Source organism: Nonomuraea sp. NPDC052129 (assembly GCF_040680095.1).
Lineage (GTDB): Bacteria > Actinomycetota > Actinomycetes > Streptosporangiales > Streptosporangiaceae > Nonomuraea.
This window is the reverse complement of record NZ_JBFAVX010000008.1, coordinates 183441-197478: the sequence shown is the minus strand read 5'-3', so window position 1 is coordinate 197478 and position 14038 is coordinate 183441. Positions and strand designations below refer to the sequence as shown.

The following is a 14038-nucleotide window of genomic DNA, read 5'->3' as shown; positions in this document are numbered from 1 at the left end:
CTCGGGATCACGACGGCGGGGTGGTCGCGGCGAGACGGATCTCGCTGAACAGCTTGAGCGTCACTGGCCGCAGCCGCAGCCGGGCCTCGCGTGGCCAGCGCAGGCTCAACGACGGAAACACCGTCTCCAGGACGATCTTCAGGTAGGGGCGGCCGGAACGGCCGACGGGAATCTTGGCGCACAGAGCGGACACGCTCGTGAACGTCTCCCGTCGGCCGAGCCGCAGCCGGGTCCGCCCGCTGAACTGGTTCGGGATCCCGGCGGCTTCGAGGCTCACCGACTCCCACAGCAGTTCGGCCGTCTCCTCCTCCCGCAGCCACGCCGGGCGGGTCGGCAGGGGTAGTCGCAGGGTGAATCCCGCCGGTAGCCCGGCCGGAGTCAGCCGGAAGGAACCCTGGAACCACGGCAGCTCGTCGAGGAGTCGCGGGCCGTTCAGAGTGTTCATCGACAGACTCGTCGCACTGGCTTCCATGGCGATCCGCCAGCTGGAGGGGTCGGTGTATGGGACTTCCGGGATGGACACCAACAGGATTCATCTCCCCTGCGCGGACGCCTGGACTAACGGGCGGCTACCTACGGGCGGCTACCTATAAGACGTTCCAACTGCGGGAAATGTGACAGGGCGCTGTTCCTCAGTCGGTGAGGTCGTCGTACCACTGAGGTGTTCTGACCTTCAGCGGGTCGGGGGCGGGACTGGCGCCGGGACCAGGGAGGACATAGAGGTCGACGGTGTCGGAGCTGTGGTCGCGGGAACCGCTGACGATCCAGCCGTCCTTGATCCGGTCCGCGGGGACGGGCTGGTCGGAGAAGCCGCCGCCAGGGTAGCTCCACACCAGGCGGTAGCCGATCTTCAATCCACGGCGGCGCGCCTCGGCGCGCACGGCCGCGACCGTTTTGCCATGAGCCGTGTAGCCGTCCATGGCCTCCTCTCCCTCGGGATCGAAGGCGGCGTCCTCGGCATAGGGTTCGCCCGGCTTGGCGGGACGGCCGACCCCGAAGACGACGCGTCCGGGGAAGTCCGAGGGCATCCAGACCTTGCCGCAGAACACCGACGCGCAAGGTGTCACGTCCTGCACCCCGATGCTTCCGTGCCATTTGAAGCCCTCCGGAACGACCGGGCCGAGCAGCCTGCCGACCTCGTCCGGCGCCACCGGGACGACCTTCACCGTGACGTTCAACCCGACCGCCCGAAACGCCTCCTCGAAGCGCCGGCGGTCGGCCGCCGGGTCGGTGATGGTGACGCTGAAAGAGTCCTCGGCCCGCTTGATGGAGACGGCCGCGTTGGCGAACTCGGTCGCCGGACCCCCGGCCGGCAGGCCGACGCCGATCGCCACGGCCACGGCCGCGGCGGTGACCGCCGATGCCAGGACAGGCCGGCGGAGTCCGAAGGTTCCCCGTTGCGGAAGCCAGGACCGTCGGCGGCCCGGAGCCGGTGTCGCCATGATCGCCGCACGTAGCTCGCGCGCGCCGGGCCCCTGTTCCGGCGCGTGCGGGGTCGGATCGATGGCCCTCATCAGGTTGTCGATGTCACTCATGCTTCCCCCATCGCGATCGTCGAGGACGTCGGCCGCTCCAGCGCCGCCGCCAGCCGCTTGCGCGCCCGGTGCAGCCGGGTCCGGGCGGCGACGGCCGTACATCCCAAAACCTTGGCGATCTGCTCGCTGCTCAGACCCTCCCAGTGGGCCAGCGCCATGACCTCGCGGTCACGTTCGGGCAGCTCGTCGAAGGCGGCGCGTACGTACTCCAGATCGACCGGTCTGACGGGCCGGTCGGCGGCCAGCTCGTCGCGAAGCCGCTCAGCGAGCCCGGCCCTGCGGGACGCGCCGCGCTGCTGGTTGGCCATTACGCGGCGGGCCACCCCGTATAACCAGAGCAGTGCCCGCTCGCCCTCTGGCACGTCGCCGATGCGCCGCCAGGCGGTGAGGAACGTCTCGGAGATGACGTCGGCGGTGTCGTCGGGGGAGCTGGTACGGCGGGCGGCGTACTGATGTATCGCCGGATAGTACGCGTCATAGACCGCTTCGAAGCGATCTCGGTGTGTCACAGAGTCTCCTTGCCGAAAGGTGCCGGACACCTTGGTAAGTGTCCGGCACTCTTCGGCCTGTTGCAGTTCCCCGTACGCCGCACACGCGTGAGTCACCGCCCCGCCGACCGCCGCCGACATGGCCTGACACAGGTCAACTCCCTGTCCTTCGATGATCTGGACAGCCTGGAGGGTTGGTGAAAGCGTGGGCCAGACTGCTCGTCACCTGGTGAGAGGTGGGGCCATGAGGGACTATCCGCTCGGCATGCCGTACCAACTGGAGCTGGACGACACCTACGGCTGGCTGCGCGAGCACGAGCCGCTGGCCCGGATCCAGCTGCCGTACGGCGAGCCGGCCTGGCTGGCGACCCGCTACGACGACGTCCGCACGGTCTTCGCCGACCCGCGCTTCAGCCGGGCGGCCGCGGTGGGCCGGGACGCGCCGCGCATGTATCCGGAGCCGGTGCCGGGCGGGCTCTCCGACCTCGACCCGCCGGAGCACACGCGGATGCGGCGGCTGATCGGCAAGGCGTTCACCGCGCGCCGGGTCGAACTGCTGCGGCCCCGCGCCGAGGAGATCGTCGAGGACCTGCTGGATCGGCTGGCGGCTCAAGGGCCACCGGCCGACCTGGTGGAGGGCTACGCCGTGCCGCTGCCCGCGACCATGATCTGCGAGCTGCTGGGTGTGCCGTACGAGGATCGCGCGACCTTCCGGTCCTGGGCCGACGCGTACATGACGACGACCGCGATACCGCTGGAGGAGAAGACGGCGCGGCTGGCCGCGCTCGGCGGCTACCTGGCGCGGCTGGTGGCGCGTCGGCGCGAGTCCCCGACCGACGACCTGATCGGCGCCCTAGTGCAGGCGCGTGACGAGCGGGACAGCCTGTCGGAGGAGGAGCTGATCGGCTTCCTGATGACCCTGCTGGCCGCTGGCTACGAGACCACGGCGTCGCAGATCGCCAACTTCACGTACGCGCTGCTGACCCACCCCGACCAGCTCGCCCTGCTGCGCGAGGGGCAGGTGGACCTGGCGGACGCGGTCGAGGAGTTACTGAGGTACGTCCCGGTGACGGCGACCGCCGCCACGTTCATCCCGAGGTACGCCACCGAGGACGTGGAGCTCGAAGGCGGCACCGTGCGCGCGAACGAGCCGGTCTTCGCGGCCTACTACGCCGCCAACCGCGATCCCCGGGTGTTCGAGGACCCGGAGCGGCTCGACCTCACCCGCAAGCCGCAGCCGAACTTCGCCTTCGGCCACGGCCCGCACTTCTGTCCCGGGGCGGCACTGGCCCGGATGGAGCTTCAGGTGGCGCTCGCCGCGCTGCTGCGGCGCCTGCCCGGCCTGCGGCCGGCCGTGGCGGGGGAGGAGCTGAGCTGGAAGAGCGGCATGGTCGTCCGCGGGCCGGTGTCGCTCCCCGTCATCTGGTGACCATCAGCGGTCTGTCACATTCCTCCGATCCGGCGAGTCATATGAGTAACGGCCGGGACCTGGCCGGCCGATGTGACTCCTGGAGGAACCCGATCATGCAAGCGCGGATGACCAACCCGGCGAAGCTCGTCCCCGACGCCATGAAGGCGATCATGGCCCTCCTCGAGGCGTGCAAGCAGGGCGGCGTGCCCGGTACGATGCTCGAGCTCGTCCACCTGCGGGCCAGCCAGATCAACGGCTGCAGCGTGTGCGTGGACATGGGCTCGCGCAGCGCCAAGAAGGCGGGGGAGAGCGACGAGCGGCTGTGGGCGGTGGCGGCCTGGCGGGAGGCCCCCTACTTCACCGACGCCGAGCGCGCCGCGCTGGCGCTCGCCGAGGCCGTCACGCGGCTCAGCGACCGTGCGGACCCGGTTCCGGACGAGATCTGGGACGCGGCCGCCCAGCACTACGACGAGCAGGGGCTCTCCTCCCTGCTCCTGATGATCTCCGCGACCAACGTTTTCAACCGCCTCAACGTCGCCACCCGGGCAGTAGCGGGCGCCTGGTGACGAGAATGGAGAAGCACGGATGAGCATCGCGGTGGAGCCCATCGGCTGGGTCGAGTCCCCGCTGGTCGAGCGGGATCAGGCGCTGAGTCCTGCTGGACGCTCAGTCCATCAGGACGATCTGGCGTAGCACCTCGCCGCCCTTGAGCGCGGCCACGGCGTCGTTCAGGTCGGCCAGCCGGATCCGGGCGCTGATCATGGATTCCAGGTCCAGCTGGCCGGCCTTGTAGAGCTTGGCGAAGTACGGGAAGGCGTGCCGCACGTCGGCTTCGCCGTACAGGCTGGACAGCAGGTTCTTGCCCTCGAACAGCAGGCTGAACGCGGAGATCGACACCATGTCGTCCACCGCGCCCGCGCCGACCACGATGACCTCGCCGCCCGCGCGGGTGACCTGCCACGCGCTCTGGATGGTGGCCGCCTTGCCGACCACCTCGAAGCCGTAGTCGAAGCCGCCGCCCCCGGTCAGCTCGTTGACCGCCTCGGGGACCTGCTCGGGGGTGACGGCGTGGGTGGCGCCGACCTTCTTGGCCAGTTCGTGCTTGGACTCCAGCGGGTCGATCGCCAGGATCGTCCGGGCGCCGGAGACGCGCGCGCCCTGGATGACGGACAGGCCGACGCCGCCGCAGCCGATGACGGCGACGGTCGAGCCGGGGCGTACCTTGGCGGTGTTGAGGGCGGCGCCCACGCCGGTGGTGATGCCGCAGCCGATCAGCGCGGCCGCCTCCCACGAGATGTCCGTGTCGACCTTGATCGCGCCCTGCCACGGGACGACGATCTCCTCGGCCCAGGTGCCGCACCCGGCCATGCCGTACGCCGTCTGGTCGCCGCCGAAGCGGAAGTTGCCCTTGGTGAAGGACTCGATCACGTACTTCATGCAGAGGTACGGCTGGCCGCCCAGGCACAGCTCGCAGGCCTGGCAGGACGGGCGCCAGTTGATGATCACGTGATCGCCCGGCTGGACCGAGTCGACGTGCTCGCCCACCTCGACCACCTCGCCCGCGCCCTCGTGACCGGGGACGAGCGGTACTGGCTGCGGCAGCACGCCGGACATGGCCGACAGGTCCGAATGGCAGACGCCCGTAGCCTTGATCCGCACCCGTACGTCGGCCGGGCCGACGGGGGTGAGGGTGACATCGTCGCGGATGTCCAGCTTGTCGTCGCCTACGGCGTGCAGAAGGGCGGCGCGCATGGGGAGTTCCTCCTCCGGCTATTCCTCTAGGGAAAGAGCGGCTTTGGGGCAGGACCGGACTGCGTGGCGGACGCGGTCCAGGAGTTCGGGGGGTGGTTCCGGGAGCAGGATGTGGAGCTGGTCATCGTCGTCCACGTCGAACACCTCGGGTGCGAGCCCCATGCACACCGCATTGGCCTCGCACACCATCTCATCTACCTTGACCCTCATGTGAGCCTCCTGTGATCCCATGAGACCACTTTGGTGCGCTCGACAAGGTAAGCGACCCGTTTCCGCCCAGTTTGTTCGACATAGGGCCGCAAAAGTTCGTCCGGCACGTCCGGGGTCATCCTGCGCGTGACCTTCATGCCGACGGCCAGGACCTGCTCGGGCTCGTCGATACGCTTGGCCTCGCCGTACAGCAGGACGCCGCGCAACTCGTTGTAGTCCTCGCCGGTCTCGATCAGGCAGCTCACCCGTGGGTCGCGCTCCAGGTTGCGGACCTTCTGTGCCTTGGCGTAGCTCCAGAAGGCGATCCGCCCCTCGTCGAGGCCGTAGAACATGGTCACCAGATGCGGCGTACCGTCGGGGTTGATGGTCGCGAGCTGGAGCTTGCGGGCCCCTTCGAGGAAGGCGGTGACCTCGTCTCCGGACATCGCGATGCGAGCGCGCTGATTCACGCTGCCAAGTAGAACAGGTTGCAGAATGGCGGGCAAGGGGGCGCTGGAATGTTGTTCGGTTCTACTAGGGTGCATCCCTATGACGATGCCGCCTGAACTGCGATTCGCAGCCAAGCAAGCCAAGGGTTTCATGCCGGAGAAGGAGGGCCTGGCGCTGTTCGAGGCGGCCTGCCAGTACGGCAAACTCGGGCCGATCTGCGAGATCGGCACCTACTGCGGCAAATCGGCCGTCTACCTCGGGGCGGCGGCCAGGCTGGCCGGGTCCGTGGTCATCACCGTGGACCACCACCGCGGCTCGGAGGAGATCCAGCCCGGCTGGGCCCACCATGACCCGACGCTGGTCGATCCGCGGTTCGGCAAGATGGACTCGCTGCCGACGTTCCGCCAGACGATCGCCGCCGCCGGGCTGGAGGACGAGGTGATCGCCGTGGTCGGTCACTCCGAGCAGGTGGCCCGGCTCTGGAACACGCCTTTGGGGCTGCTGTTCATCGACGGCGGCCATTCCGAGGAGCCGGTGACGCGCGACTACGAGGGCTGGGCTCCGCACGTCATGGCGAGCGGCGCGCTGGTCTTCCACGACATCTATCCGGACCCGGCCGCCGGTGGCCAGGCGCCCTACCGGGTGTATCTGCGGGCGCTCGACTCGGGCGCGTTCACCGAGACCTCGGTGGAGGGCTCGCTGCGCGTCCTGGAGCGCGTGGCCCCAGGGATTTAAGCCCGCATCCGGCGGCGGGTCCACGCTCTGCGGGTGTGGGCCCGCCAGGACTGGAAGTCCTCGTGGGTGTGCGGGTCGTGGCCGAGCGCGATGAGCGCCCCCTCGGTCCACCCGGCGGCCTCGTCGGGCGCCGCCCCCGCCAGGATCGGTACGGCCTGCGCCACGTGATCCGGCAGCGCCCCCGCCTGGAGCCGGGCCGAGGCGGCGAACGCGCTCCCCTGAGCCAGATGGGCCCGGAACCCGTCGGCCCCCGCATGGCCGGTCAGCCACCACAGCTCGTCGGCGCTCGCGCCACCCGTGTGCGTCGCCGCGAACCCGACACCGCTCCACAGATCGGCCCGGCGGCCTGCGGGGTAGGCGGCGATCCTGGCCGCCACGTCGTCCGGTGAGGCGCACTCGTGGTACCAGAGCAGCCGCCCCAGCCCTTGGTCGAAGATCGCGCAGTGGCTCCGGGTGAGCAGATCGGGCATGGCCCGCTCGCCCACCATCCGGTCGGCCCGCGTCAGGCACCACTGGAACCCGAAACCGTCCACGGCCAGCCACCGGAACAGCGGGTGGGCCCGCCGTACGCCCCACATGGGCCGTACGCGCAGCAGCGCGTAGCCGCGCCCGGCACCGAGGTGCACGGCGTACGGGTGGAGCTGGGCGGGGCCGGCCAGTAGCTCGTGAAGGCGCCGGCCCCGAGTCATGGTGAGCAGGTCGAGCACGGTGCACGCGGCACCGGCCCCCTCATAGGCGAAGCTCCGCTGCTCCGGAGCCACCTCGTCGATCCTGTCGGCTTCATCGGAAAGAGCGGCGTTGTACCCGAAAAGGTATGACCGCTCGGCTCCTTCGACGGCCGCCCGGGAATGTCCCTGCCGTAGCCGGAACCTCCGCCGGGCCAGGTCGGCTTCGGACTGCTCCTTCAGCAGCAGCTTCCGTAGCCCGCGAACCGGCGAAAACGTCGGCTCGGTCCTGTCTTGTGCCAAGAACGCTGTCGGCTCGGTCCTGTCCTGCTCCAAGAACGCTGTTGTGCCCGTGTCGCCCACGCTTCCCCCGAAGACGCCTCGTACGGCCACTCACGAAGCTAGTAACCCCAATGAGGCGTTCGGCGGCGCCGCTCCGCATTTCCCGGCAAAGAACCCGCAAAAGCCCTTGCGTACCCGGGCGAGATCACGCGCGCGCGGGCGTACACCCACACAGGTGCGGGTCCGCGGGGGAGACGGAGGGGGCGCTGATGTCGCGGAAGATTCCCGCTCCCGGGGAGAAGGCGGACAACGCGTCCGCCGCGAGCACCGCCGCCGCGGCCGTATATCCGCTCCGCTCGTGCGGGAAGTGCCGCTGATTGACGAACTGCCAGCCCGTCCAGTACGAGCCGTCCTCATGGCGCAGATGCTGGACGTCGGCGAACAGCCGGGCGGCCCGGTCGCGGTCGCCCAGCGCGTCGAGGGCCAGCGCCAGCTCGCATGTCTCGGCCCCCGTCACCCACGGCTGGTCCGACACGCAGCGGATCCCCAGCCCCGGCACCACGAACGTGCCCCACTCCCGCTCCAGCAGCTCCTCCGCCGCCGGGCCCCGGACGGCGCCGCCGAGCACGGGGTAGTACCAGTCCATGGAGTAGCGGCTCTTGTCGGCGAACGCCTCCGGGTGCGCGGCCAGCACGTGGGCCAGCCGGTCGGCGGCCAGCTCCCAGTGCGGCTGCGGGTCGTCTAAGTGGTCGGCGAGCAGGACGCCGCAGCGCAGCCCCTGGTGGATCGACGCGCAGCCGGTGAGCAGCGCGTAAGAGGAGGCCCGGCCATGCGCGTCGCGCTCCCAGACGACCTCGCCGCGCTCGGTCTGGAGCCCCACGACGTAGTCGAGCGCCCGCTTGACCATCGGCCACCTGAGCTCGGTGAGCTCCTGGTCGCCCGTCACCAGGTGATGGTGCCAGACGCCCACCGCGACATAGGCGGCGTGGTTCGACTCGCCGCCCTGCTCGGTGGCGACGCCGTCGACCAGCTTCATCGCCCACGAGCCGTCGTCGCGCTGGTGCCGGGCCAGCCAGTCGTAGCCGCGCGCCACGGGGTCGCGCAGGCCCGCCACGGTCATCGCCATCAGGCACTCGACGTGGTTCCACGCGTCGACGTGGCCCTCCGGCCAGGGCACGCCGCCGTCCTCGCTCTGGATCACCGAGATGCTCAAGGCCGTCCGTACGGCCTCCTCGCGTGAGATCACGCGGCGGGCTTCCTGACGTAGAGCACCACGCTCTTGCCGATGAGCGGGTTGAGCAGGTTCTCGGCCAGCCGGGTGAGCGGCGGGCGCTTCATGATGTCCCAGACCAGCAGCTCGTGGTAGGCCTTGGCGAGCGGATGGTCGTCGTTGTTGACGCCGACCGCGCACTTGATCCACCAGTACGGGGCGTGCAGGCCGTGGGCGTGGTGGTGGGGGCCGATGTCGAAGCCGGTGGACTTCAGCTTGGCCGACAGCTCAGCCAACGTATAAATCCTGACATGTCCGCCGGGGGCCGTGTGATAGTCCTCGTCCAGCGCCCAGCAGATCCGCTCGGGCAGGAAGCTCGGCACGGTGATCGCGGCGGTGCCGCCGGGCTTGAGCACCCGGAAGATCTCCCGCATCGCGGCCATGTCGTCGGGGATGTGCTCCAGCACCTCGGCCGCGATGACCCGGTCGAAGGAGCCCTCCTCGAACGGCATGTCCAGCGCCGTACCCTGAACGGTCTCAGCGCCGGCGCCGGGCGGTACCTCACCCGCCTTGTCCATCGCCACGAACATGGCCGCCACGCTGTCCAGCTCGGACTGGTCCATGTCGAAGGCGACCACGTCCGCGCCTCGGCGCAGCACCTCGAAGGCGTGCCGGCCGCCGCCGCAACCCAGGTCGAGCACGCGTACGCCGGGCCCGACCGGCAGCCGGGCGAAGTCCACCGTCAGCACTTATCGATCTCCTTGAAGTTCGGTCAGCGGGTACGACGAGTTCAGCGGGTAGGACGAGTACGGCGGGCCGCGATGGCCTCGCGATACGCCTCGACGGTTCTCTGGGCGACGACGCGCCAGGTGTAACGCTCCATGACCCGGTCGTATCCGGCCTTGCCCACCCGCTCGCGCTCCTCGGGGGAGTCGTGCAGGCGGCGCAGCACCGCGGCCAACTCCTCGGGGTCGCCGGGCGCGACCTGGATCGCGGCGTCCCCCACCACCTCGGGCAGCGCCCCGGTACGGCTGGCGACCAGCGGGGTGGCGCAGGCCATGTGCTCGACGGCCGGCAGCGAGAACCCCTCGTACAGCGAAGGCACCACGGAGACCTCCGAGGTGGCGATCAGCTCGCCCAGCTCGTCGTCGGAGATGCCGTGCACGAAGCGGACCCGGTCCTGCAGCGACAGCTCCTGTACGAGCTGCTCGGTGGGCCCGCCGGCGGTCGGCTTGCTGACCACCGTGAGGTTGACGTCGCGCTCGGTGGCCAGCTTGGCCACCGCCCGCAGCAGCGTGGCGACGCCCTTCATAGGGGAGTCGGCGCTGGCCACCGCCACGATCGAGCCCTTGCGCCGGGGCTTGTCCGGGCGCGGGTGGAAGTAGCGGGTGTCGACGCCGAGCGGGATCAGGCGCATGTTCGCCTGCGGGACGTTGAAGTCGCGGTGGATGTCGGCGAGCGACGACTCGCTGACGGTCAGGATCGGGCTCAGCCGGGGCGCGACCTTGGCCTGCATCTTCACGAAGGCGTACCAGCGGCGCATGGTCAGCTTCTTGGCGCCGGTGGCGGCTTCCAGCTCGATGCGCCGGTCCACGCTGATCGGGTGGTGGATCGTGCCGACCACCGGGAACAGCTTCTGGATGCCGAGCAGGCCGTAGCCGAGCGTCTGGTTGTCCTGGACGACGTCGAAGTCGCCCACCCGCTCCTTCAGCGCGCGGTGCGCCCGCAGCGTGAACGTCAGCGGCTCGGGGAACCCGGCGGTCCACATGGTGCCGACTTCCAGCCAGTCGATCCAGTCGCGGTACTCGTGCAGCTTCGGCGTCCTGAACGGGTCCTCGTCGCGGTAGAGGTCGAGGCTCGGCACCTTCTGCAGGATCACGCCCTCGTCCAGCTCTGGGTACGGCTGGCCGGAGAACACCTCGACGTGATGGCCCAGGGCGACCAGCTCGCGACTCAGGTGGCGGAGGTAGACGCCCTGGCCACCACAGGTCGGCTTGCTGCGGTAGGACAGCAGCGCGATCCGCAGCGTGTCGCTCACGGACACCCCTTTCTAGCCCGGTATGCACCCAGAGATGGGCGTGTACCGTGAAGATGACCTTAGTCCGAGAAGGCTACCATTCGGTAGGTCATCTGGAATTGTTCACAACTGCCGCCAAAGGCCGTGCGAACTGCGATGTTGGCATGACCGAGCGCGGTTCGGTGGAACGTGTTCTAGGGGGCTCTGGTGCTGTATCGAGGCGCTTAGCTGTACATTCCCGTCCAAACGGACGCGGTCGTGATAGTGGGAGGACCCCTTGGCCAGGCGCGCTCTGATCACCGGCATCACCGGCCAGGACGGTTCCTATTTGGCGGAGTACCTGCTCGGTCAGGGGTACGAGGTGTGGGGCCTGGCGCGAGGTCAGGCGAACCCGCGCGTGTCGCGGCTGCGCAAGCTGCTGACCGATGTCCAGGTGGTCCGCGGCGATCTGCTCGACCAGGGATCGCTGATCTCGGCCGTGGAACGGGTTCAGCCCGATGAGGTCTACAACCTGGGCGCCATCTCGTTCGTGCCCATGTCGTGGGAGCAGGCGGAGCTCACGGCCGAGGTGACCGGGATGGGCGTACTGCGCATGCTGGAGGCCATCCGGGTGTGCTCGGGCGTGTCGCGTGGCAGCGCCGCCTCCGGCCAGATCCGCTTTTATCAGGCTTCGTCCTCTGAGATGTTCGGCCAGGTCAGCGAGACGCCGCAGACGGAGCGCACCGCTTTCCACCCGCGCTCGCCGTACGGCGTGGCCAAGGCGTACGGGCACTTCCTCACGCAGAACTACCGCGAGTCCTACGGCATGTACGCCGTCTCCGGCATCCTGTTCAACCACGAGTCGCCCCGGCGGGGCGCCGAGTTCGTCACCCGCAAGGTCTCGCTCGGCGTGGCGCGCATCAAGCTCGGCCTCGACACCGAGCTCCGGCTTGGCAACCTGGAGGCCAGGCGGGACTGGGGTTTCGCGGGCGACTACGTACGGGCCATGCACCTCATGCTCCAGGCCGGCACCCCCGAGGACTACGTGATCGGAACCGGGCGCATGAAGTCGGTCCGCGAGCTGGTCGAGGCCGCCTTCGCGGCGGCCTCCCTCGACTGGGAACAGTACGTCGTCACCGACCAGGCCCTGCATCGGCCCGCCGAGGTCGACCTGCTCTGCGCGGACCCGAAGAAGGCCCGGGTGCAGCTCGGCTGGGAGCCGACGATGCCGTTCGACGAGCTGGTGGCGACGATGGTCGAAGCCGACCTGCGCCTGCTGTCGAACGGCGGCGACCCCGACCAGGACAGTTCCTGGCCCTGACCCCCTCCTGGGCCTGACCCACCCGATCGACGGTGCTCCTTCGAGCATGGCCCATTGACAAAATCCTGTTTTACATAAAGGATTGTTTTTGCGATGAGAGATGTCCTGTACCTAGAGCAGATCGAGCAGGCCGAGGCGCTGCTCAAGCCGCAGCGCGTCGAGGTGCTGCGGCAGCTGGCCGAGCCGCGCACCTGCACCGAGGTCGCGTCCCGGCTCGGTCAGACGCCACAGCGCGTCTACTACCACGTCAAACGGCTGGTGGACGCCGGCCTGGTCGACCTGGTGTCGGAGCGGAAGGTGCGCGGTGTCCACGAGGGCATCTACCAGGCCAGCGCTCGCGCGTACTGGCTGTCACCCCGTCTGGTCGGCCGGATCGGCGTGCGCAGGGTGCAGGACGAGCTGAGCCTGGGCTACCTGCTGGACCTCATGGAGGAGGTTCAGGCCGACATCGCGAGCCTCGACAGGACCGCGACGGAGCTGCCGTCTATCGGGCTGTCCGGGGAGATTCACGTGCGCCCCGAGAACCGTCAGGAGTTTCTGCACGAGCTGCAGGGGATGCTGCAGGACCTGTTCACGAGGTACGGCGGAGCGGAAGGTGACGCCTTCAAGCTCGTCGTGGCCTGTTACCCCAAGGGAGATGAACATGAGTGAGCCGATGACCGTCCGCGCCCGCGTCCAGGCACCGGTGAAGGAGGTGCACCACGCGCTGACCGACGCCGCGACGATGCGGCTCTGGCTGGCCGAGCACGCCGAGGTGGAGCTGCCGGACCGCTATGCGTTCTGGGGCCGCCATACTCCCGAAGGCGACGCGCCGCACCAGCGCCCCCTGCACGTCGACGACCACACGGTGCGCTTCTCCTGGCTGCTGGACGGCGTGGACACCACGGTCGAGTTCGGCCTGGAGGAGGAGAGCCCCGAGACCACCATCGTGTCCGTCTCGCAGACCCACTTCGACTTCCAGGAGGCGCTCACCGAGGCGACGATTCGCGGGGTGATCCAGACATATTGGTGCCTCATGCTGGCGAACCTGGCCGAGCACTTCGACGGCCGCCCGCTCACTCCGAAGCCCGACTTCACCTCCTCCGACCTGCGAGCGGAGGTGCTGATCGCCGCTTCGGCGGAGAAGGTCTTCGACTCGCTGATCGACTCGGAGTCGGTGACCCGCTGGTTCGGCTTCCCGATCGAGATCGAGCCGTACGTCGGCGGCCGCTTCGCCATGGGCGGGCTGGCGAACAACGACCAGCCGGCGAAGATCGTCGAGCTGGAGCCGGGGCGTCGGCTGTCGGTCGACTGGGGCGGCGTCGGGATCGGCACCTGGGAGCTGGCGGAGTCCGGCGGCAAGACGCGGCTCACGATCGTGCATAGCGGCTTCGACCGCCCGCCTTACGCGAGCTGGAGCGGCATCCTGTCCGGGCTCTCCGAGCTGCGGCGCTTCCACGAGGTGGCCGACTGGAGCCCCATCTGGGTTTCCTAGTCGCTTTTCTCCCCCAGGTGGGTCAGGACGGTCTCCGCGACGGCCCCCAGAACCTCGATCTGCTCCGGCGTCAGCAGGTCGATGAAGTGGCGGCGTACCGACTCCACATGATCGGGAGCCGCCACCTCGATGGCCCGCATTCCCTCCTCGGTCAGCACGATCACGGCGCCGCGGCCGTCGCTCTCGCACTCCTCACGGGTGACCAGGCCGCGCTGCTCCATCCGTGAGATGTGCCGCGACAGCCTGCTCTTCGACCACAGCATCCGCTCGGCCAGCTCGGTGAGCCGCCCCCGACGTCCCTCGGCCGATGACAGGGACGACAGCACGTCGTAGTCGGGCGCCGACAATCCCGAGTCGCGCAGCAGATCCCGGCTCACCTGGGCGTCCAGGAGCAGCCGCATCCGGCGGTAGCCGAGCCAGGCCCGGAACTCCGCCTCATCCAACCAACGCGGGTCACCCATGCCGCCCAGACTAGTTGACGTGTAACCAACATTGGTTTTAGGTTCCATGTAAACCAAATGATGGGAGGC

17 protein-coding genes are annotated in these 14038 nt (G+C 69.2%); 6 read left to right on the top strand and 11 right to left on the bottom strand.

The window, feature by feature from the left end; translation table 11 throughout:
• Positions 1-7: 7 nt before the first annotated feature.
• The 3 genes from AB0L53_RS20665 to AB0L53_RS20655 all read right to left on the bottom strand — a co-directional run bounded on the left by AB0L53_RS20665 (position 8) and on the right by AB0L53_RS20655 (position 2044).
• The gene (locus AB0L53_RS20665; RefSeq protein WP_363995951.1) at positions 8-445 is read right to left on the bottom strand and encodes a hypothetical protein; all 438 of its coding nucleotides are present in this window, start codon (positions 443-445) and stop codon (positions 8-10) included.
• 187 nt (positions 446-632) lie between these two features.
• Entirely contained in the window at positions 633-1535 is a 903-nt protein-coding gene (locus AB0L53_RS20660; RefSeq protein WP_363995948.1) for a hypothetical protein, read from the bottom strand.
• On the bottom strand, positions 1532-2044 hold the full coding sequence (locus AB0L53_RS20655) for a sigma-70 family RNA polymerase sigma factor (RefSeq protein ID WP_363995945.1): 513 nt from the start codon (positions 2042-2044) through the stop codon (positions 1532-1534). The genes AB0L53_RS20660 and AB0L53_RS20655 overlap by 4 nt, the downstream gene beginning before the upstream one ends.
• 223 nt (positions 2045-2267) lie before the next feature.
• Here AB0L53_RS20655 and AB0L53_RS20650 point away from each other — a divergent pair, with 223 nt between their 5' ends.
• Positions 2268-3452: a cytochrome P450 gene (locus AB0L53_RS20650; RefSeq protein WP_363995942.1), complete on the top strand. Its 1185-nt coding sequence runs from the start codon at positions 2268-2270 to the stop codon at positions 3450-3452.
• A gap of 95 nt (positions 3453-3547) precedes the next feature.
• Positions 3548-4000, top strand: coding sequence for a carboxymuconolactone decarboxylase family protein (locus AB0L53_RS20645; RefSeq protein WP_363995939.1), 453 nt, complete (start codon positions 3548-3550; stop codon positions 3998-4000).
• Between the two features lie 100 nt (positions 4001-4100).
• Here AB0L53_RS20645 and AB0L53_RS20640 read toward each other — a convergent pair whose 3' ends face one another.
• From AB0L53_RS20640 to AB0L53_RS20630, 3 genes are read right to left on the bottom strand one after another with little or no spacing between them, the layout of a single operon-like run.
• Positions 4101-5186 (bottom strand): Zn-dependent alcohol dehydrogenase, encoded by a 1086-nt coding sequence (locus tag AB0L53_RS20640; RefSeq protein ID WP_358539042.1) that lies wholly within the window; start codon positions 5184-5186, stop codon positions 4101-4103.
• A gap of 18 nt (positions 5187-5204) precedes the next feature.
• Positions 5205-5396 (bottom strand): ferredoxin, encoded by a 192-nt coding sequence (locus AB0L53_RS20635; RefSeq protein WP_357949832.1) that lies wholly within the window; start codon positions 5394-5396, stop codon positions 5205-5207.
• The gene (locus tag AB0L53_RS20630) at positions 5393-5845 is read right to left on the bottom strand and encodes a pyridoxamine 5'-phosphate oxidase family protein (RefSeq protein ID WP_363995935.1); all 453 of its coding nucleotides are present in this window, start codon (positions 5843-5845) and stop codon (positions 5393-5395) included. Before AB0L53_RS20630 ends, AB0L53_RS20635 begins: the two co-directional genes overlap by 4 nt.
• An 85-nt stretch (positions 5846-5930) precedes the next feature.
• Here AB0L53_RS20630 and AB0L53_RS20625 point away from each other — a divergent pair, with 85 nt between their 5' ends.
• A complete protein-coding gene (locus AB0L53_RS20625; RefSeq protein ID WP_363996263.1) occupies positions 5931-6560 on the top strand; it encodes a class I SAM-dependent methyltransferase in 630 nt (209 codons plus the stop codon).
• On the opposite strand, the gene AB0L53_RS20620 is transcribed toward AB0L53_RS20625, so the two are convergent.
• From AB0L53_RS20620 to AB0L53_RS20605, 4 genes are all read right to left on the bottom strand, one after another.
• Positions 6557-7561, bottom strand: coding sequence for a DUF1702 family protein (locus AB0L53_RS20620; RefSeq protein ID WP_363995932.1), 1005 nt, complete (start codon positions 7559-7561; stop codon positions 6557-6559). The genes AB0L53_RS20625 and AB0L53_RS20620 overlap by 4 nt on opposite strands.
• A gap of 151 nt (positions 7562-7712) precedes the next feature.
• The gene (locus AB0L53_RS20615) at positions 7713-8753 is read right to left on the bottom strand and encodes a prenyltransferase (RefSeq protein ID WP_363995929.1); all 1041 of its coding nucleotides are present in this window, start codon (positions 8751-8753) and stop codon (positions 7713-7715) included.
• Entirely contained in the window at positions 8750-9466 is a 717-nt protein-coding gene (locus tag AB0L53_RS20610; RefSeq protein ID WP_363995926.1) for a methyltransferase domain-containing protein, read from the bottom strand. The genes AB0L53_RS20615 and AB0L53_RS20610 overlap by 4 nt, the downstream gene beginning before the upstream one ends.
• Before the next feature lie 41 nt (positions 9467-9507).
• Positions 9508-10761, bottom strand: coding sequence for a glycosyltransferase family 4 protein (locus AB0L53_RS20605; RefSeq protein ID WP_363995923.1), 1254 nt, complete (start codon positions 10759-10761; stop codon positions 9508-9510).
• Positions 10762-11011: 250 nt separating this feature from the next.
• On the opposite strand from AB0L53_RS20605, the gene AB0L53_RS20600 reads away from it, so the two are divergent.
• The 3 genes from AB0L53_RS20600 to AB0L53_RS20590 all read left to right on the top strand — a co-directional run bounded on the left by AB0L53_RS20600 (position 11012) and on the right by AB0L53_RS20590 (position 13508).
• Positions 11012-12034 carry a GDP-mannose 4,6-dehydratase gene (locus AB0L53_RS20600; protein WP_357949844.1) on the top strand — a complete coding sequence of 341 codons (1023 nt, stop codon included), beginning with the start codon at positions 11012-11014 and terminating at the stop codon, positions 12032-12034.
• Between the two features lie 93 nt (positions 12035-12127).
• Positions 12128-12685: a helix-turn-helix domain-containing protein gene (locus AB0L53_RS20595; RefSeq protein ID WP_363995919.1), complete on the top strand. Its 558-nt coding sequence runs from the start codon at positions 12128-12130 to the stop codon at positions 12683-12685.
• Complete coding sequence (locus AB0L53_RS20590) at positions 12678-13508, top strand: SRPBCC family protein (protein WP_363995916.1); 831 nt, start codon at positions 12678-12680, stop codon at positions 13506-13508. Before AB0L53_RS20595 ends, AB0L53_RS20590 begins: the two co-directional genes overlap by 8 nt.
• Here the strand turns inward: AB0L53_RS20590 and AB0L53_RS20585 are convergent.
• Positions 13505-13969, bottom strand: coding sequence for a MarR family transcriptional regulator (locus tag AB0L53_RS20585; protein ID WP_363995913.1), 465 nt, complete (start codon positions 13967-13969; stop codon positions 13505-13507). The genes AB0L53_RS20590 and AB0L53_RS20585 overlap by 4 nt on opposite strands.
• Between the last annotated feature and the right edge of the window lie 69 nt (positions 13970-14038).

What these genes read in the sequence shown, in the direction of transcription:
- AB0L53_RS20665 (WP_363995951.1), bottom strand. Translation starts at nt 445, where the DNA reads ATGAACACTCTGAACGGCCCGCGACTCCTCGACGAGCTGCCGTGGTTC.
- AB0L53_RS20660 (WP_363995948.1), bottom strand. Translation starts at nt 1,535, where the DNA reads ATGAGTGACATCGACAACCTGATGAGGGCCATCGATCCGACCCCGCAC.
- AB0L53_RS20650 (WP_363995942.1), top strand. Translation starts at nt 2,268, where the DNA reads ATGAGGGACTATCCGCTCGGCATGCCGTACCAACTGGAGCTGGACGAC.
- AB0L53_RS20645 (WP_363995939.1), top strand. Translation starts at nt 3,548, where the DNA reads ATGCAAGCGCGGATGACCAACCCGGCGAAGCTCGTCCCCGACGCCATG.
- AB0L53_RS20640 (WP_358539042.1), bottom strand. Translation starts at nt 5,186, where the DNA reads ATGCGCGCCGCCCTTCTGCACGCCGTAGGCGACGACAAGCTGGACATC.
- AB0L53_RS20635 (WP_357949832.1), bottom strand. Translation starts at nt 5,396, where the DNA reads ATGAGGGTCAAGGTAGATGAGATGGTGTGCGAGGCCAATGCGGTGTGC.
- AB0L53_RS20625 (WP_363996263.1), top strand. Translation starts at nt 5,931, where the DNA reads ATGCCGCCTGAACTGCGATTCGCAGCCAAGCAAGCCAAGGGTTTCATG.
- AB0L53_RS20595 (WP_363995919.1), top strand. Translation starts at nt 12,128, where the DNA reads ATGAGAGATGTCCTGTACCTAGAGCAGATCGAGCAGGCCGAGGCGCTG.
- AB0L53_RS20590 (WP_363995916.1), top strand. Translation starts at nt 12,678, where the DNA reads ATGAGTGAGCCGATGACCGTCCGCGCCCGCGTCCAGGCACCGGTGAAG.
- AB0L53_RS20585 (WP_363995913.1), bottom strand. Translation starts at nt 13,969, where the DNA reads ATGGGTGACCCGCGTTGGTTGGATGAGGCGGAGTTCCGGGCCTGGCTC.